General features: G+C 39.7%; 21 protein-coding genes and 4 pseudogenes. 16 read left to right on the top strand and 9 right to left on the bottom strand.

The features are described 5' to 3' along the window. Nucleotides 1-102: 102 nt before the first annotated feature. Both pstB and NOS7107_RS26205 read right to left on the bottom strand, forming a co-directional pair. Nucleotides 103-924 (bottom strand): phosphate ABC transporter ATP-binding protein PstB, encoded by an 822-nt coding sequence (gene pstB / locus NOS7107_RS26210; protein WP_015115945.1) that lies wholly within the window; start codon nucleotides 922-924, stop codon nucleotides 103-105. 91 nt (nucleotides 925-1,015) lie between these two features. Continuing rightward, nucleotides 1,016-2,254 (bottom strand): annotated as a pseudogene (locus NOS7107_RS26205) (phosphoketolase); the annotation flags it as partial. 100 nt (nucleotides 2,255-2,354) lie between these two features. Between NOS7107_RS26205 and NOS7107_RS29585 the strand changes: the two are divergent. Both NOS7107_RS29585 and NOS7107_RS29580 read left to right on the top strand, forming a co-directional pair. Then, nucleotides 2,355-2,978 (top strand): hypothetical protein, encoded by a 624-nt coding sequence (locus NOS7107_RS29585; RefSeq protein WP_083889771.1) that lies wholly within the window; start codon nucleotides 2,355-2,357, stop codon nucleotides 2,976-2,978. Next, the gene (locus NOS7107_RS29580; protein WP_253274488.1) at nucleotides 2,975-3,499 is read left to right on the top strand and encodes a hypothetical protein; all 525 of its coding nucleotides are present in this window, start codon (nucleotides 2,975-2,977) and stop codon (nucleotides 3,497-3,499) included. The genes NOS7107_RS29585 and NOS7107_RS29580 overlap by 4 nt, the downstream gene beginning before the upstream one ends. Nucleotides 3,500-3,525: 26 nt before the next feature. Here NOS7107_RS29580 and NOS7107_RS26190 read toward each other — a convergent pair. After that, nucleotides 3,526-4,062, bottom strand: a pseudogene (locus NOS7107_RS26190) (phosphoketolase); the annotation flags it as partial. Between the two features lie 167 nt (nucleotides 4,063-4,229). Further along, nucleotides 4,230-4,664 (bottom strand): annotated as a pseudogene (locus NOS7107_RS26185) (transposase); the annotation flags it as partial. Nucleotides 4,665-4,987: 323 nt separating this feature from the next. Here NOS7107_RS26185 and NOS7107_RS28875 point away from each other — a divergent pair. Genes NOS7107_RS28875 through NOS7107_RS26165 form a run of 4 tightly spaced genes read left to right on the top strand, consistent with a single transcriptional unit; the run spans nucleotide 4,988 to nucleotide 5,900 of the window. Then, nucleotides 4,988-5,128: a hypothetical protein gene (locus NOS7107_RS28875; RefSeq protein WP_157374159.1), complete on the top strand. Its 141-nt coding sequence runs from the start codon at nucleotides 4,988-4,990 to the stop codon at nucleotides 5,126-5,128. A gap of 39 nt (nucleotides 5,129-5,167) precedes the next feature. Next, nucleotides 5,168-5,494 carry a hypothetical protein gene (locus NOS7107_RS26175; RefSeq protein ID WP_015115944.1) on the top strand — a complete coding sequence of 109 codons (327 nt, stop codon included), beginning with the start codon at nucleotides 5,168-5,170 and terminating at the stop codon, nucleotides 5,492-5,494. Then, entirely contained in the window at nucleotides 5,487-5,684 is a 198-nt protein-coding gene (locus NOS7107_RS26170; protein ID WP_044500369.1) for a hypothetical protein, read from the top strand. Before NOS7107_RS26175 ends, NOS7107_RS26170 begins: the two co-directional genes overlap by 8 nt. After that, nucleotides 5,685-5,900, top strand: a complete 216-nt coding sequence (locus NOS7107_RS26165) for a hypothetical protein (RefSeq protein WP_015115943.1) — start codon at nucleotides 5,685-5,687, stop codon at nucleotides 5,898-5,900. Nucleotide 5,901: 1 nt separating this feature from the next. On the opposite strand, the gene NOS7107_RS26160 is transcribed toward NOS7107_RS26165, so the two are convergent. Further along, nucleotides 5,902-6,675, bottom strand: coding sequence for an Rpn family recombination-promoting nuclease/putative transposase (locus NOS7107_RS26160; RefSeq protein ID WP_015115942.1), 774 nt, complete (start codon nucleotides 6,673-6,675; stop codon nucleotides 5,902-5,904). 236 nt (nucleotides 6,676-6,911) lie between these two features. Between NOS7107_RS26160 and NOS7107_RS26155 the strand changes: the two genes are divergently transcribed. The 4 genes from NOS7107_RS26155 (at nucleotide 6,912) to NOS7107_RS26140 (ending at nucleotide 9,332) form a co-directional block, all read left to right on the top strand. Then, on the top strand, nucleotides 6,912-7,808 hold the full coding sequence (locus NOS7107_RS26155) for a hypothetical protein (RefSeq protein ID WP_015115941.1): 897 nt from the start codon (nucleotides 6,912-6,914) through the stop codon (nucleotides 7,806-7,808). Between the two features lie 76 nt (nucleotides 7,809-7,884). Continuing rightward, nucleotides 7,885-8,565, top strand: coding sequence for a DUF1822 family protein (locus NOS7107_RS26150; RefSeq protein WP_015115940.1), 681 nt, complete (start codon nucleotides 7,885-7,887; stop codon nucleotides 8,563-8,565). A 60-nt stretch (nucleotides 8,566-8,625) separates the two neighbouring features. Further along, nucleotides 8,626-8,973 carry a hypothetical protein gene (locus tag NOS7107_RS26145; protein WP_015115939.1) on the top strand — a complete coding sequence of 116 codons (348 nt, stop codon included), beginning with the start codon at nucleotides 8,626-8,628 and terminating at the stop codon, nucleotides 8,971-8,973. An 83-nt stretch (nucleotides 8,974-9,056) separates the two neighbouring features. After that, nucleotides 9,057-9,332 carry a hypothetical protein gene (locus NOS7107_RS26140; protein WP_015115938.1) on the top strand — a complete coding sequence of 92 codons (276 nt, stop codon included), beginning with the start codon at nucleotides 9,057-9,059 and terminating at the stop codon, nucleotides 9,330-9,332. On the opposite strand, the gene NOS7107_RS26135 is transcribed toward NOS7107_RS26140, so the two are convergent. Further along, nucleotides 9,309-10,646 (bottom strand): RNA-guided endonuclease TnpB family protein, encoded by a 1,338-nt coding sequence (locus tag NOS7107_RS26135; RefSeq protein ID WP_044499824.1) that lies wholly within the window; start codon nucleotides 10,644-10,646, stop codon nucleotides 9,309-9,311. The genes NOS7107_RS26140 and NOS7107_RS26135 overlap by 24 nt on opposite strands. Before the next feature lie 84 nt (nucleotides 10,647-10,730). Here NOS7107_RS26135 and tnpA point away from each other — a divergent pair, with 84 nt between their 5' ends. Together tnpA and NOS7107_RS26125 are read left to right on the top strand one after the other, a co-directional pair. Continuing rightward, the gene (gene tnpA / locus NOS7107_RS26130; protein ID WP_015112402.1) at nucleotides 10,731-11,138 is read left to right on the top strand and encodes an IS200/IS605 family transposase; all 408 of its coding nucleotides are present in this window, start codon (nucleotides 10,731-10,733) and stop codon (nucleotides 11,136-11,138) included. Nucleotides 11,139-11,315: 177 nt separating this feature from the next. Further along, entirely contained in the window at nucleotides 11,316-11,588 is a 273-nt protein-coding gene (locus NOS7107_RS26125) for a hypothetical protein (protein WP_015115937.1), read from the top strand. Nucleotides 11,589-11,633: 45 nt separating this feature from the next. Here NOS7107_RS26125 and NOS7107_RS26120 read toward each other — a convergent pair whose 3' ends face one another. The 3 genes from NOS7107_RS26120 to NOS7107_RS26110 are packed head-to-tail and all read right to left on the bottom strand — an operon-like array spanning nucleotide 11,634 to nucleotide 13,052. After that, on the bottom strand, nucleotides 11,634-12,155 hold the full coding sequence (locus NOS7107_RS26120) for a hypothetical protein (protein WP_015115936.1): 522 nt from the start codon (nucleotides 12,153-12,155) through the stop codon (nucleotides 11,634-11,636). Further along, on the bottom strand, nucleotides 12,156-12,722 hold the full coding sequence (locus NOS7107_RS26115; RefSeq protein WP_015115935.1) for a hypothetical protein: 567 nt from the start codon (nucleotides 12,720-12,722) through the stop codon (nucleotides 12,156-12,158). A 24-nt stretch (nucleotides 12,723-12,746) separates the two neighbouring features. Then, complete coding sequence (locus NOS7107_RS26110) at nucleotides 12,747-13,052, bottom strand: hypothetical protein (RefSeq protein ID WP_157374157.1); 306 nt, start codon at nucleotides 13,050-13,052, stop codon at nucleotides 12,747-12,749. Between the two features lie 134 nt (nucleotides 13,053-13,186). On the opposite strand from NOS7107_RS26110, the gene NOS7107_RS26105 reads away from it, so the two are divergent. From NOS7107_RS26105 to NOS7107_RS28870, 4 genes and pseudogenes are all read left to right on the top strand, one after another. Then, nucleotides 13,187-13,486 carry a hypothetical protein gene (locus NOS7107_RS26105; protein WP_015115933.1) on the top strand — a complete coding sequence of 100 codons (300 nt, stop codon included), beginning with the start codon at nucleotides 13,187-13,189 and terminating at the stop codon, nucleotides 13,484-13,486. A 300-nt stretch (nucleotides 13,487-13,786) separates the two neighbouring features. Further along, a pseudogene (locus tag NOS7107_RS28370) lies at nucleotides 13,787-14,820 on the top strand (IS630 family transposase); the annotation flags it as partial. Nucleotides 14,821-14,830: 10 nt separating this feature from the next. Continuing rightward, complete coding sequence (locus NOS7107_RS26090; protein ID WP_015115932.1) at nucleotides 14,831-15,259, top strand: hypothetical protein; 429 nt, start codon at nucleotides 14,831-14,833, stop codon at nucleotides 15,257-15,259. Further along, entirely contained in the window at nucleotides 15,240-15,404 is a 165-nt protein-coding gene (locus tag NOS7107_RS28870; RefSeq protein ID WP_015115931.1) for a hypothetical protein, read from the top strand. The genes NOS7107_RS26090 and NOS7107_RS28870 overlap by 20 nt, the downstream gene beginning before the upstream one ends. The last annotated feature ends 73 nt before the right edge of the window (nucleotides 15,405-15,477 follow it).

Genomic DNA, 15,477 nt, shown 5'->3' with positions numbered 1-15,477 from the left:
TGGACGACTCTAAGACTTTTTAAATTTTGGATAATGGAATTGAATTATTCAAAATCCAAAATTCGCTTAATTTATCAAAACACTTGCTCTCAAAACCCATATTTAACCAAATCGACCGCTGACGTAATCTTTTGTATCTTTCTGCTTAGGGTTATTGAAAATAACTTGTGTTGAGTCGTATTCTACCAAATAGCCAGTACGATCGCCTGTTTCTGTGGCGCTAACATTGAAAAAAGCTGTTTTATCAGATATTCGTGCCGCTTGTTGCATGTTGTGAGTAACAATGACAATGGTATATTGCTCTTTGAGTTCGTGAATCAGTTCTTCAACCCGTAAAGTAGATAGGGGATCGAGGGAGGAACAAGGTTCATCCATAAGTATAACTTCCGGTTGCCCAGCGATCGCTCGTGCAATACACAAACGTTGTTGTTGACCACCAGATAAAGCTAAACCATTTTGTCGCAGTTTGTCTTTGACTTCATCCCATAAGGCTGATTGCCGTAGACTCCGTTCTACCAATTCATCCATGTTATCTTTGTAGCCGCAGACTCTGGCTCCAAAAGCAACATTGTCATAAATAGATTTGGGAAACGGGTTTGCTTTTTGAAACACCATCCCAATCCGACGACGCACCTCTATAGCATCAACTTCCGGTGCATACAAATTTTGATCGTAAAAATAAACTTTACCTTCAGATCGAAATGACTCAATGAGGTCGTTGAGACGGTTATAGCATCGCAGTAATGTACTTTTACCACAACCAGAAGGGCCGATAAAAGCTGTAACCTGATTTTTGGGAATATTTAGCCAAATATTCCGCAACGCTAGAAACTTCCCGTAGTAAACGTTAAGGTTTTCTGTGCGTAAAACGGTTTGAGTATCATTTACTGTGATAGTGTTAGTAGCCGTAAAATTTTTTAGCATGAGTTTGATTGGTCACTTTATATAAACTAAGTCTCTAGTAAATTACGCAGATAAGCTGGTAAATGGTAGTGAGTGTCCAATAATTGCAGACTTAGTAAGGCCACTTCCAGTTAACGATTTCCGGCTGATCGATACCGTGCTTGTGAGCATAATTCCGGTTGTTAATAATTTCGTTCTTCATGCGCTCTCTAAGATAGACAGCAGCAGAACCCAACTTAGAAACCCGGTCAATCACGTCAATCACTAGATTGAACCGATCAACTTGGTTGTTAATGGCTAACTCAAGTGGTGTGTTAATGCTGCCCTTTTCCTTGTAGCCGCGCACATGAATATTTTCATGGTTAGTGCGACGGTAAGCAAGTTTGTGAATCAGCCAAGGATAGCCGTGGAAGTTGAAAATTACAGGCTTATCTGTGGTGAAAAGACTATCAAAATCCCAGTCTGATAATCCATGTGGATGTTCTGTATCTGGTTGCAATTTGTACAAGTCAACAACATTAATAAACCGCACCTTTAGATCGGGGAACTCATCTCTTAAGATGGCAGTTGCAGCTAAAGCTTCCATCGTCATAACATCTCCGCAAGATGCCATGACGACATCAGGAAGATCGGGTTCTTGGCCATGATGGTCATTGCTTGCCCATTCCCAGATGCCGATGCCTTTAGTGCAATGTGCGATCGCTTCTTCTATGCTGAGAAACTGGAGGTGTTTTTGCTTATCGGCAACGATGACGTTGACGTAGTTGGTGCTACGTAGGCAATGATCGGCTACAGAAAGTAGACAGTTAGCATCGGGAGGTAGATAAATCCGGGTAACTTCAGCACTCTTATTAGTAACCAAATCTATGAATCCTGGATCTTGGTGACTAAAACCGTTGTTGTCTTGTCGCCAAACAGTAGAGGATAGTAAGATATTCTCAGAAGAAATCGGCGATCGCCAAGCAACTTCATTTTTGCTGATTTCCAGCCATTTGGCGTGCTGGTTAAACATAGAGTCAACAACGTGAGCAAAAGCTTCATAACTATGGAAGAAACCATGCCGCCCAGATAAGAGATAGCCTTCCAGCCAGCCGAACAGGTTATGTTCACTGAGCATTTCCATCACTCGCCCATCGGTAGATAGCTCACTGCCATCTGCATCTTCAGGGAGCATATCTGCCAACCAGACTTTCTCGCTGACTTCGTAGACGGCACTGAGTCGATTGGAGGCGGTTTCATCTGGCCCGAATATGCGGAAATTATTCATGTTATTACGCATGATATCTCGCAGGAAGTTCCCTAGAGGCTTAGTGTTTTCCACCTCAACAGCACCAAACTTGTCTACCTGAAGGGGTGACAAAGCGGCTGAAGCCAAGAAAATAGAGGAGCGTGACCGTTTTGGGGTAAAAAAAGATAGGTCAGGTATTCTCAACAAGACCTATCAAATGATAATGTTACCTAAATTCTACCAAAACTGCTTTCAAAATGTACTGACACCCGCACAGTACAAGATGCTAGAAATCTTACTAATGCTATTGCAATTTCATAAAACTGTGACAATTGAGAAACTAGCAACAGTATTTCCACAACCGATAAAATTTGAAAGTCGGAGGCGGAGTATACAAAGATTTTTACTACTACCTCAGTTGTCGATTCCATATCTGTGGTTTCCCCTGCTCAAACGATGGGTGAAAAATAGTCTGAAAAGAGGAGAGAAACGGCTAATATTTGCGATTGATAGAACACAATGGCGTTCACAAAATGTATTTGTAATTAGTTTAATAGAACAAAAAAGAGCAATACCTGTGTACTGGCTATTGTTACCTAAAAAAGGATGTAGCAATTTGGGAGAGCAGAAAAAATTAATTCGTCCACTATTGCAGTTATTTAAGGGATATCAAATGCTGGTACTGGGAGATAGAGAATTCCACAGTATAAAACTAGCAAATTGGTTACATAGCAAGGGCATTGACTTTGTATTGCGTCAGAAACAAGGTACTTATATTCGGCAAGAAAACCAATCACACCAACGCTTACAATCTTTGGGATTAACTCCTGGCATCTCGTTTTTTTGACAGGGATTCAAGCAACTAAACAGAAAGGGTTTGCCAATTTTAATCTCGCCGGATATTACAAGCGCAAATATCGTGGAGTTGTTGAGCCTGCTGGCTGGTTTTTATTAACTAACCTTGATAGTCTCAAAGATGCCATTAAAGCATTTAAGTTGCGGAGTGGTATCGAAGCCATGTTTAAAGATTGTAAAACTGGAAGGTATAATCTCGAATCTACTTATGCTGATGGTCAACGTTTGATAGCACTGATTTTATTAATTGCTATTGCCTATACTTGTGCTATTTTAGTTGGTCGTAATTCTCGCTCCTCTGGACTACAAAAATATGTTGGTCGTCTGAAGGAGTTACAACGATTGCACCGCCGACATAGTGCTTTTTGGATTGGTTTGTATGGTCAGTTATGGGTAGGGGCAATGGAATTTTGGGCTGATTTAGCTCATGAATTGATGCGCCTCAAGCCCAGTAAACTGCCATATTTTCAACAAGGTCTACGGGCTATGACTCTTATCCAGTCTGCTTTATAACTTTTTTGTCACCCCTTCAGCTTGTCTACCTCAACTGCATTGTTGCGGAAGTCGGGAAGGCGCAATTCTTTCCGCAGAATTCCACCGTTAGCAACGGGATTGGCACTGATGCGGTGATGACCAATCGGAGCCAGTTCTTTGAGTTCGGGAATTAGACTGCCATGCTCGTCAAATAATTCCTCTGGCTTGTAACTTTTCATCCATTGTTCGAGAATCTTCAGATGTGCAGGATTACTAGCTACATCTATGATTGGTACTTGGTGCGATCGCCAAAATCCCTCTAATTTATGACCGTCTATTTCTGCCGGCGCAGTCCAGCCTTTGGGGGTACGCAGGACAATCATCGGCCAACGAGGACGTTTTGCTAAACCCGAAGTCCTGGCTTCGGTTTGAATTTTTTTGATTTCCAAAACAACTGTTTCCAGGGTTGCTGCCATCAGTTGATGCACTTGCGCTGGATCATGCCCTTCCACAAAGTAAGGTGTGTAGCCATAGCCCTTGAATAAGTCCTCTAGTTCCTCATGGCTGATGCGGGCTAAGGGACTTCCAGAGAATAAAATATACAATTAATAAAAATGATAATCATTATGAAAGAGAGAGAGCAGTTGCCGACGGCAACTGCTCTCTCCCACCAAAATATATGCAAGATAAATGCCTGTACTCAAAAATACAAGAGCGCAGTGAGCAGAATGGCTATTGCCGCGAAAAACCGTTATTTAACTTCTAACAATTACGTTGCTCCGTAGCAAATATCAACAAACCACTTGCCTAAGTTTGGTAAATTCTCTTGACCAAAATTAGTCAAACGTGAAATTTTATTTTCAATTTCTTGCATGGCTTCTTTAGTTAAACGCACCCCAGTAGCATAAGTTTGAGTTACTAACTTAACAACTGGATGTTTGCCATTCCAAGTCATAGTTTTAGCAAAGTTTAATGCGGTTTCGACTTCATCTAGGATGCTGCCATTCCAATGATTTTCTAATATAGCCCAAGTTCTTTCAATCGGGTTATATTTGCTGTGATATGGAGGATAATATGCTAAACGTATATTTAGTTGATGTTTTTGAGAGAATTCAACTATACGTTTCATAAACTGAGTACGTCGAGAGTTATTCTGACCTCCATTGTCTTGATTAATAAGTAAAGTTTTAATTTCGGGAAATCGCCAACTTTGGGACTAATGAATCTGCGTTTTGGCTGCTCCTTTTTAATTGCTGTGCAGTTTCCTTCAGCAAGTTTTTCAATGAATCCGTTAATTCCATTGACACCTATGCACATCCAAAAATTGAATCATCATTGAATTTACTACAAAAAGGGAAGGAAGAGGTTCCCAACGGCAACCTCTTCCTTCCCCCACCGGAATGATTATCATTTTTATTGTTTGTATATTTTATTCTCTGGAAGTCCCTAATCGAAATTTCAAGTTACACGCTGGTCTACTGCTATGGAGCTTGCCCCAAAATCTACCGTGTTTATAAGGGTGATTCAATGCTGGGTTTGGTTTTTCAACACATCACCTATTGGACAACTGAAGTGGATGAAAAACAGTACGTCAAACCTTTGAATGCAGCAGTGGCACTTGATAATTTTCTCTTTGCTGCAAGTGATAACAAGACTATTGCAGCGTAATTAAGACTTCCAACAAAAAACTATTCATCAATTAAAAATATGGAACCAACAATCTCAATCCCAAAACACTGGGGCTATCCTAGCTTCACTTTTGGTCAACGAACAAAACAGGGCATCATAATTGGGCTTCAATACCATTCCCCCGTCTGTCAATTAGCCCACAAATACGGTTATGGCTGGCATTACGCACTGATGCAACATAAGCATTCTTCAAAAGTTGAGCATTATTCTGATGAACAACTCCAAGCACTTTCTATTGAGGAAGTCAAAAGTCAATTACAGACGGAAATTGATCTGCATCAACTCCAAGTAATGATGCTGCAAGAGCAATTAACAGCAATTAAGAAAGCTACTACAAATGGCTAAAGCTCATAAGAATGCGTCTGATCTAACTGCTGCAAATCTACTGCATTCCCTTCGTTGTTGTGGTGGCTCGGTTCCATTGCACAGCATCAGATTTTCTAGAGAAGTAATTCAAATGCTGGTAGATCGGGAATTGGTGAAAGTTACGAATACTGGCTGCGGTTTCTTATTGCAACTGAAGGAGGGTAATTAAATGGAACCACTAGAAATGCTTTCGACATTCAACGAGTGCTACGCCAAAATTCAGGCGATCGCACAGTCACAAGAATGGTTAGAACTAGCCAATCGTAACGATGTTGACCCCGAAATGAAAACGCATTTGGGTGATGTGTTGCACTATTTAGAGGGGGCAATGTGTTGTGTTGAGGTGTTTGTTGAGGTGAGTATAGCTCAGGAGCAAGTATCTTAAGTCACTCGTTGGTTTGCTGCTGCTGTAACTGTTGTACTACTTCTGGGGATAAGCCCGTAGACCGAGTTATTACTTCAACGCTAATGCCCTCAGCCAATAAGCTAATAGCGATTTCACGGGCTTTCTTGTTACGTCCTTGTTCTTCAGCTTCATTTTGAATCATTTGGTAAATAACTGATTCGCTCATGATATCTCTCCTGAATAAACGCCCAATCACTTCTTTATCTAATACTAGCCCAGCTAGAATTGCAGCAGCAGCAGAAATATTACTTTGTGTTTGCCTTTCACTAATTCTATCAACAGCCGCCGCAACTTGTTGTAGTGTACTAGCTTTATTCTCGGTTGCACTTAATACAGCAAAGGGCAACAGTCCTGGAGTTCTCAGAAATATTTCTGGTGGTTGTTCCCACAAACGAATTACAGAAAACTCATGTCGCATCTTTACCGTTGTAAATGTGGTTTGATAAACCTTTTCTGATGTAGTTTTATCCAAATAAATTACTACTTGGTGTATTTGTTTATTCGGATAGCGACGATATATCCGCAAGTAATAATCAGCCATCCGAAAAGGCATATTTTCATCAGGTTCGGTTTGAAATTCTATGTGCAAAACAACCTCATCTGATTGCAACATAATTAAGGCATCAGCACGAATTGGCTCTATGGATAATTCTGTTGGGCTTAACTTAGTTAAAGTAATAGGTTTACCTAACAGCCAAGTTGCAAAATCAGGAGAATATAATTCAGCAATCAGTTTACACGTATTGTCAAACATGAATAGAGTTTATTGATGTACTTAGTTAAGAATTATTCGGAAATATTGGTCAATTTTGTAGTTGAGATAGTTACAATAATAAATTATAAGTTATTGTGTTTCTCTTTATCAATTTCCTTCCAAAAATTCAGTGCTTCGCTAAAAGTTTAGAAGTTTGTCATTCAACCATTTTGAAAACTGAATGTACAGACAGCCTCTCTAAAGCAGCATTCAAAAGAAATTGGAGATAATGGCTAATGGCTGAAATTAAACTAGGTTTAGGTAATCCACCACTTCCTATTTACCTGTATGTCAATAAATTAGAAATTGATGGTCAAGCTTATGGCTGGTATAACTATGATGTTAGCCTTGATAAAAAGACTCCAGTAGCCGAAAGAGCATTAACAGGCTATTTGAGTGAGTTAAGAGTGACTGGTAAAGATTTCAAAGGCAAAGACAATATTAAATTAGATATTGTTGTCTTTGCAGATGATTTATATATCGTCAGAAGTGGAATTGAGACTAACTTTTCAAAATCATTTCTGCTGACTGCATCACTTATAGAAGACTTCTCTAGACCTCTAACAATTGTTGCTACTCCTGGAGGGGAGAATGTCGTGTTCTGCTCCTTACATGATGCTATCAGCAAAACTAAAATCCGCAGAGATTGGGATGCGAATGCTGACTGGGCAGGACTATTACAGCAGATTCAGTCAAGATTACTCACCCGTCCTAAATATGATTTAGAAGAAGATGAACGCGATCACCCCGTTGTACAACCAGTTTCTCCAACTTCTGCGAAAACCAATACAATTCATCCCCAAGACTTGCGAATTAAACAAGTCCGTACTTTGACAAATTACCCCATCGATTTAGTCAAAGAGTGGTTGCAGTTTCAAGATGCTTCGGCTCCCAGTCAACTGAGTGTGGCTGTGGTCGATAAGCTGGTGAGAGACATTTGTTTGGCTTGGGCGGCTGACAAGCTTGATTCAAATCATGCCATTAGTTCATATCAGCAGCAGGTGTTGGGAGCGATCTCCTCTGGAACTGATGAAATTCAAGCAATCCAGGCATGGATGAACTATGTTCTCGGACAGAAGACACCAAAGACTTCTGACAGTAAAATGCCTTCGTCCACAGCTATAAGAGCTTAATTCAGATTTTTTAGACAGTTTAAACTGTCTTTTTTTCTGTTGCACAGCCGTAAACAACTATAGGCGAAGTAATCTCATGGATTTAATTTTAGAAATACTACCAAATCAACAAAACCAAAGTTGGGAATGCAGTCAAAGTTTAAATACACCTGCTACTCGTTTCAATGCTTATATCAATCGCCTTGCTTTATCAGCCGTCTTACCTTGGCTAGAAGAAACTTGGAATGCCACAACCACACTACAAAGCTGTTGGGAATTAGTCAATGGTACAGCAATCACTATTGATGAAATTCGCATAGTTTTAGTTCCCAGCGAAGCGATTGATTTAAGCGAAATTCGTGTTCCACAAGAATGGGTTGATATTCCGAATTGGGCTGCTGATTATTATTTGGCTGTGCAAGTGAATACTGAGGATGGGCTAGTAAGAATCTGGGGATATACCACTCATCTGCAACTCAAACAGCAAGGCGAATATAACCAGAGCGATTACACTTATTCTCTAAACAACGAGCAGATAACGCAAGATATCAATCTACTGTGGTTAACACGCGAACTTTGTCCTAATGCACCAACCAGAAGCAAACTAAAACCACTACCAAATCTGACAGCAGTGCAAGCGAATGTGTTGATTGAACAACTATCAAAATCTCAGTTCTTCCCCAAACGAGTGCTTTCTTTCGAGTCCTGGGGTGCGTTGTTTGAAAATCAGGAGTGGCGCGATCGGTTGGTGCATTCGCGTAATCTTCAGGTCAGCTAATAATAGCTAATTCATCAAAGATAGCTTCGGCTGTCTTATTTTTTCTTCATAGGAGTAAATATGAACAACCGCCATCAAAAATTAACCCAGGAATCTCAAGCGAAGTACGACGAACCGAGTCTAATTGTGATTCGATATAGCTGCATCAAACGTTCGAGGACGAGAGAATTTATGGAGAATGCGTTGTTGTCAGTAGGTATTGTTTGCCTGTTAAGCACAGCATTTTTAGGGATTGGTGCATTGGGCTGTTGGGGTTTTGAAATTATCGGAGCGAACTCTAGCTCTAGCATCATCAATCACTACAACTGGCAAGCTCGAAAGAATGTCTGTTTGGGTGGGATGTTGGTTTGTATTTCGGGAGTTTTAGGTAGTGCTTTGTTGAATGGGTGTATTAACTTTGATGAATAATAAGGAGTGGAGAAAACAGTAAAAATTGTCCTTTTTTGTTTTCAAGCAGTAGAGTGAAAATCAGATGTTCATAATTAAATTCTATGGGATTAACAATTCATTATAAATTCAATGCTGGTGAACGGAGTACAGATGAAGCTCGTCAATTGATTAAGTCACTACATCAAGCAGCAAAAGATTTAGCGTTTGAACAATTAGATGAGGAAATTATTGAGTTGACAGGAGCAGAATGTACTATTCCTGAAGACCCAACCTCAGATAGTTTGTTTATTTTGAAACTGAGTGCCATCAAAAGAGACATCCACAGCTTTGATTATGAGGAGTATCCTGATGAACTACCCACAATTGGCTTCGCCTGAACTGTGGGTTTCTACATCCCCCAGTTCGTTTTTAGCGAGTTTTTCTGTAGATTTTTGTCGCTTCTTCGCCCCTAGTTGCCTCATCGATCCAGATTGCTTACGCTTACCAGTAGATGTGGGAGAGCTAGGCGACTCTGCGACTACGAGGCTAGTTCCTAACCCCGGTAGAGTACCTTTAGACCAATAAAGCATTACTTCGGCAGCAGCAATATCCCTATCCTGCACGTATCCGCAAACAACACAATTATGAACTCGAATATCAAGAGTTTTTTTATGTTGATGACCACACTTCGGACAGGTTTGACTAGGCTTTACTTTCTTCGTTGGAACTTCTACAAATACACCACCAATTTGCTCAACTTTGTACTTGATGGTATTGCGAAGCATTCCAAAAGCAACATCTAGTATTGACTTATTCAGTCCTGCTTTTTGCTTTTTACGCTTGCCTTTCTTTGCTTTACTAGTCATGTTTTTTACTTCTAGTTTTTCAGTCGCAACGAAGCTATTACCGCTTACAATTTCTGCTGCTACTTGATGTACCCAGTTTTGTCTTTGATTACCAACTTTACGAACTAGCTTAGTAACCTTTGATTGGGCTTTTTTATATCGTCTAGAAGCTTTAATTTTTTTGTTTCTATTTGGTGCGCGTTTACGCCTCTTCTCCTTAGAAGCTTTTTTGATTTTCTGTTCAGCATTTCTCAAAAACTTAGGAGCATCGATTTGTTGATGATTCTCTCCATCCGTAATTGATAATGCTGCTTTACAACCTAAGTCAATACCAATTGCACCAACTGGTAGAACTTTAGGCTTTAATGCTTGGTCTAGCACATCAACAGTAATAGATGCGTACCATTTACTATTGCGATAAACGATAGTGCAAGTAGTTGATTTACCCCAACCCAAAGCCTGCCCCCGCATCTGAATACGTCCAATTTTAGACAGATTGAGATATCCGTTTTCGCCTTCAGATTCTACTTTAAAACCTGCACAGTCTGGATAAGTCCATCCTGAATAATGTCTAATTGACTTAAATCTCGGACGCTTACCTAGCCCTTTAAACCAACGCTCAAATGCAAAATCAACACGTTTTAATGTTGCTTGCAGTGCATGGCTGGGAAGTTCTTTGTACTCTACCCAAACATCTTTAAATGCTGGCAAACAATTCTGTTGCTCAAAATAATCAACTTTGTGATTATAGATTTTGTACTGGTTAAATCTGTTATTTACTGCGGCATTGTACAAGTCCTTGTGGAGCTTTCGGTGATACCGCAAAATTAATTCAGTTTTCTCGTTTGGGTATAACCGAAAAGTCATTCGTCTTGTTGCCACAGGCTGTTTTTGTTTCCTCCAAAAATCTGGTATATTAATCAGAATACAACGGACACGGCTACTTGTCAAATGCTTTCTCGTAAAGGGTCACACGCTGTTTTTTCTATTCACTTACATTTCGTTTTTATTACTAAGTATCGTAAAAAAGTAATTACCGCACCAATCCTTGAGAGGATGCACGAGATTTTTGCAAATATTTGCATTAAAACTAATTGCATTTTGGTTGAATTCTCAGGTGAAGAAGACCATGTACATTTACTGGTGGACTATCACCCAGACAACAATATTTCTGACTTTACCTCTAGTTTAAAATCTGCTAGTAGTAGGGTCATTCGTAAAGAATTTAAGGAGCATATTGAAAAGTTTTACTGGAAACCTTTGTTTTGGTCTAGCTCGTATTATGTAGCGTCAAGTGGCGGCGCACCGATTGATCAACTTAGGCAATATATTAAAGAGCAAGATGCACCGACCGAATAAATATGGATTGGTTATTTCCACTTCGTTCCAATAACCCGCTCCGATCCCTACCCTACTAAGAGTTGAGGGTAGGGACTGCCGCGATACGTTCACATTATTGGGTTTAGAGTACTTCCCAGACCAGGAACAGAGGAATTAGATATTTTCCTGTGCCGTTACCCCAATTCCCCAGAATGGATGGCGCAGTCTCGGTGCAAAACGCAGTATGCTTCTTTACCCGAATATGGTGGGGATGCCAATTTTGCACTCGCGCATACAATGATTATTGCGCTGCTTGATAAAGCTCAAGAATTAGGAATACTTGAAGAAGTGGTAGATGAGTCTGGTTATTGGTCAGACAGAAATCCACATAAATTAATTGCCGAAGGTGAGAAGTGGAATAAATTAATATTTGAAATTGGCAATATTCTAGGGCAAATTCCTAATGCACTGAGAAAATTTTGGAATTGATTGGTTTGTGGTAGTTTTATGCTGTCTTATTTTTCAGAATGAAAATTATGCTGATAATTTCTCACCAACCGCTTGATGAATGATTTGCTGTTTGAGCGCATCGGCAGCAACTGCCGCAATTGCTTCCCAATCTTGGGGAGTTAACAATAATTCTAGTAAGGAGCGTAATATATCCCGATTAGAAATGAATTCTTCACCATAAAGTTCATCATTTTCCAAAGTTACTAGTACACGTTGTCTCACCTCTGGAGTGGGCAACCTTAATTTTTCAAGTATGATTTCTCTCGCAGTTTTCACAGCCATTTTTGTAGCTGTACCTAAATTCCATTCATTCAGCAACAATCGGACTTCTTTATTTAAGGAGATACGTAGTGTTGTGAAACGTCCCATAAGTTCAAAGTTCAGTATGAGGTCGCCAAATGCACTTCCCCAATTTAATCCCGACCCAATGTTACCGCCAACAAGCTCCTCTGCTTGGATAGCTTGCCTTAACCAAGTTTCATCAAGCAGTAAATCCATTGGATTGTTTTGACCAGGGTGATTCTGATGAAATTCGTGCTGATTCATTTACTTAACATCTAATTCAGAAGAACGCCATAGCCCATATTCAAAGTAAACCAAATCGTCATAATCTTCATCTTCTCCTAAATCAATCATGCTTTGGCGATCGTAAAATTTTTCTACCCCAGGTAGTGAATGTAATCCTACTCTACCTTCATAGCCCAGTTCTAGACTACGTTTTCTAGCAAAGCTTAATAGAGTAGTACCAACACCCTTATATTTAGGTGGCCGCTGAATCACCTCTCGGTTCCAAGGCGCAGAAGCAATACCATCAACGTAAACTAAGCGTTTTCCTGGAGTTAAACGTGAGCCGTGCATTTGCGTTTCGATAAGCATTAAACCTTGAGTTTCATTGTCGTATTCAATAGCGTAACCTTCACGGTTTGGCTGCTTGCGGATGACAGACTGAAATTTGAATTCCCAATCCCAATATTTATCTTCTTGCTCGTGCAGTTTTAATTGTTCTTTCCAAGTAGAGTTATAGTCATCACTATGTTTTTGTTGTAATTCAACTAAATCTGCTGCTACAGCTAGATTGTCTTGACCACGAATTAGTTTGATAGTTAATTGCATGGTATTGAAATTTGGTGTTTCTTCTTAATCAACAGTTGGTTCACTTTCTTGCAGCCACTGTAAAATAGTCAAAGCTAACTTCCAAGACTCTTTTCGATTCCACTGCGGCAAATGATTGAGTATTTGTCCAGTCAGTAGTTCTGGCGAATCTAATCTTCTACTACGAGCGACGATTCCATCCTGAATTAGTTTAGAGAGTGTGGCTGCTTGATTTCCTTTATAGTCGGGCTGTTTCTTGATTTCATCAATAATCCAGTCAGGGACAGTAATGGTTTTAAATCCTGGTTTCGGCATATCTAATAAAGAAATAGTTTTCTGATAGTACGGCACTTTACGTTATAGATGCAAATTTTGTACGGTATAGTATGGTAAAAGAAAGTAGAACAAAAATACTGATTAATAATAAATGTGAAAAACAATCACAGGCAGTAATGGTGAGGCACATCAGTTAGGGAGGTAGAAAAATGTCCAAGTTTCCCCAGAACAAATTGCAACAGATAGCACAGGAAATGGTAAAGGCTGCTGGCTATACAGTCGAATTTGGGGAATATGAATTTGTTTCAACAGCGACAAGATTAATAGAGCCGTTAATTCATAAGTGGTATGAAGGTACAGGTTATACACCACCAACAACTAAAACTATTTCGTGCTGGCTATATAAAAAACAAGTCCCTGAGTGGGTAGTCATATTTTTGATAAAGGAGATGGAGAACGCCAAAAATTTTTCCCCAAAGTACTCCAAACTGCAAAATTACTCCAAATAGAACAAATTCTCAATTTAGTAAAATCCTATTGAACCGCTTTAAGCGGTTTTTTAGTATATAGGAACAAGGTTAATCACGGTTAATTCACCGTTTGTTTATACAGAATATGACATCAAATTCATACGGAAATTAACACAGATATTGACCATGTTTTTTATACGTTAACTACCTATTAACCTACTATAGGAATCATATTTGATTTATGAAAAGAACCACGAGATAATACGGAGGGAGATATCTGTCTAACAGAGAACAATGATAAACCAGCATATACAAACCGCGATATCTGAGGTGGGCGTAGCCATCGCAGAACTACAAGAATTTATAGATGATCGGCCAGATGCGCGTGAGGTGAGGAAAGCATTGGCAGTCAAACTGGTTTATCAAGGCTACAAGTATGAGGAAATTCAAACAATTTTAGATGTGTCACTTGGTTCGATAACAAGCTGGAAACAAGCCTACGAAGAGTATGGAATTTCGGGACTGTGCCTGAACCACAAGGGAAGAAAAAGCTACTTAACTGTTCAACAACGAGAAGAAGTTTTAAGTTGGTTGCAAACAAAGGAATGTTGGGAGCTTGGGGAACTTGAAGATAAATTGGCTTTTGAATACGATGTAACTTATGAGTCAAAACGCAGCTATTATGACTTATTTGATGCAGCAGGAATTAGTTGGAAGAAAACTACAAAACTGAATCCAAAAGCCGATCCGGAAGCTGTGGCAGTAAAAAAAAACAGATTGAGACATTGTTGGCAAGCCGCAGAAAAGAAATAGAAGCAGGATTATTGAGAGTATTGTTGATAGATGAGTGTCATCTATTGTGGGGAGACTTGAGTGGGTAAGTCTGGGGTAAAACTGACCAAGAAATAGGAGTTCCGGTTGTCAATGAACGAGACAAACAGACGTACTACGGAGCAGTTGACTATCTCAAAGGTGAATTACTTCTTAAAGCTTATGATGCAGGTAATTCAGACAATACGATTGATTATCTACGTTATTTATTAGACCAGTCACCTCACCAACAATTACTGATTTTTTGGGATGGTGCTTCTTACCATCGTTCCCATCTTGTCCAAGACTTTTTAGCCGAGGTAAACCTTGGTTTACCGGAAGAACAATGGCAAATTCACTGCGTCCGTTTTGCTCCTAATTGCCCATCACAAAATCCGATGGAGGATATTTGGTTACAAGCTAAAACTTGGGTGCGGCGTTTCTGTGCTTTAATTCCTTCGTTCTCTCATCTCAAATGGATGTTCGAGTGGTTTATTCGACACACTACTTTTGATTTTGCCACCCTTCAAATGTACGGAGCTTTTTCAGAAATCAAATATTAGTCCTATATTGATGAACCCAGCATGGAAAGAAGAACTTTTTGGTCAAAAAACCACATCTTCTGGGTTAAACCCCCTGGTTTTACCCATGACCAATGCCAAAATGCGGCGAATTTTAGACATTTGCTATCGTACCTGGGAACGATGGGCAGAGGTAGCCGAAACTATTCCTCAGTATAAATTGGCACGAATTCAAATGCAGAAGATGGCTCAAGAAAAAAGGCTCAGAGCGCCCTTAATCCGTCCTTATCAAGTATGGGTGCTAGGCAAGATTGGTGAAGTGTTTGGAGATTTAGATCAAGGCACAACCAAGATTGAAATAGTCCGGTCAATTGTCCAAGCCAACAAGTCAGAATACACCATTAAAGAATTTGAAGCTGAACAGATCAGATTTACTCAACCACTAACAGGAGAATTACAAAATGTTGGAAACTCAAGATAAATTCAGCCGCCAAGATTTGTTTGAATTGCTAAGTGAAAAATATTCATCGGAAACAATTATTGCTGGCTTACAAGAGTTAGCTAAGTCTGACCCCAGCATTAATCTGAATCTAGAAGATGATGTCAAAGCATTTAGCGTTGGGTGAACGAAAAAAGGTGTGGGAGAGTAGTTAGCGGACATCATACGCTAACATAGCTCTTGATGTCATGCAACCAAAA

Origin of the sequence: Nostoc sp. PCC 7107 (assembly GCF_000316625.1) — a bacterium.
GTDB lineage: Bacteria > Cyanobacteriota > Cyanobacteriia > Cyanobacteriales > Nostocaceae > Nostoc_B.
Note: the sequence above shows the minus strand (reverse complement) of the source record. Positions and strands in the feature narration are given on the sequence as shown.

Bases quoted from the DNA above. Each gene is read 5' to 3' on its own strand.
- pstB (WP_015115945.1), bottom strand. From the start codon at position 924: ATGCTAAAAAATTTTACGGCTACTAACACTATCACAGTAAATGATACT.
- NOS7107_RS29585 (WP_083889771.1), top strand. From the start codon at position 2,355: ATGTTACCTAAATTCTACCAAAACTGCTTTCAAAATGTACTGACACCC.
- NOS7107_RS28875 (WP_157374159.1), top strand. From the start codon at position 4,988: ATGCTGGGTTTGGTTTTTCAACACATCACCTATTGGACAACTGAAGTG.
- NOS7107_RS26175 (WP_015115944.1), top strand. From the start codon at position 5,168: ATGGAACCAACAATCTCAATCCCAAAACACTGGGGCTATCCTAGCTTC.
- NOS7107_RS26170 (WP_044500369.1), top strand. From the start codon at position 5,487: ATGGCTAAAGCTCATAAGAATGCGTCTGATCTAACTGCTGCAAATCTA.
- NOS7107_RS26165 (WP_015115943.1), top strand. From the start codon at position 5,685: ATGGAACCACTAGAAATGCTTTCGACATTCAACGAGTGCTACGCCAAA.
- NOS7107_RS26160 (WP_015115942.1), bottom strand. From the start codon at position 6,675: ATGTTTGACAATACGTGTAAACTGATTGCTGAATTATATTCTCCTGAT.
- NOS7107_RS26155 (WP_015115941.1), top strand. From the start codon at position 6,912: ATGGCTGAAATTAAACTAGGTTTAGGTAATCCACCACTTCCTATTTAC.
- NOS7107_RS26150 (WP_015115940.1), top strand. From the start codon at position 7,885: ATGGATTTAATTTTAGAAATACTACCAAATCAACAAAACCAAAGTTGG.
- NOS7107_RS26145 (WP_015115939.1), top strand. From the start codon at position 8,626: ATGAACAACCGCCATCAAAAATTAACCCAGGAATCTCAAGCGAAGTAC.
- NOS7107_RS26140 (WP_015115938.1), top strand. From the start codon at position 9,057: ATGGGATTAACAATTCATTATAAATTCAATGCTGGTGAACGGAGTACA.
- NOS7107_RS26135 (WP_044499824.1), bottom strand. From the start codon at position 10,646: ATGACTTTTCGGTTATACCCAAACGAGAAAACTGAATTAATTTTGCGG.
- tnpA (WP_015112402.1), top strand. From the start codon at position 10,731: ATGCTTTCTCGTAAAGGGTCACACGCTGTTTTTTCTATTCACTTACAT.
- NOS7107_RS26125 (WP_015115937.1), top strand. From the start codon at position 11,316: ATGGCGCAGTCTCGGTGCAAAACGCAGTATGCTTCTTTACCCGAATAT.
- NOS7107_RS26120 (WP_015115936.1), bottom strand. From the start codon at position 12,155: ATGAATCAGCACGAATTTCATCAGAATCACCCTGGTCAAAACAATCCA.
- NOS7107_RS26115 (WP_015115935.1), bottom strand. From the start codon at position 12,722: ATGCAATTAACTATCAAACTAATTCGTGGTCAAGACAATCTAGCTGTA.
- NOS7107_RS26105 (WP_015115933.1), top strand. From the start codon at position 13,187: ATGTCCAAGTTTCCCCAGAACAAATTGCAACAGATAGCACAGGAAATG.
- NOS7107_RS26090 (WP_015115932.1), top strand. From the start codon at position 14,831: ATGAACCCAGCATGGAAAGAAGAACTTTTTGGTCAAAAAACCACATCT.
- NOS7107_RS28870 (WP_015115931.1), top strand. From the start codon at position 15,240: ATGTTGGAAACTCAAGATAAATTCAGCCGCCAAGATTTGTTTGAATTG.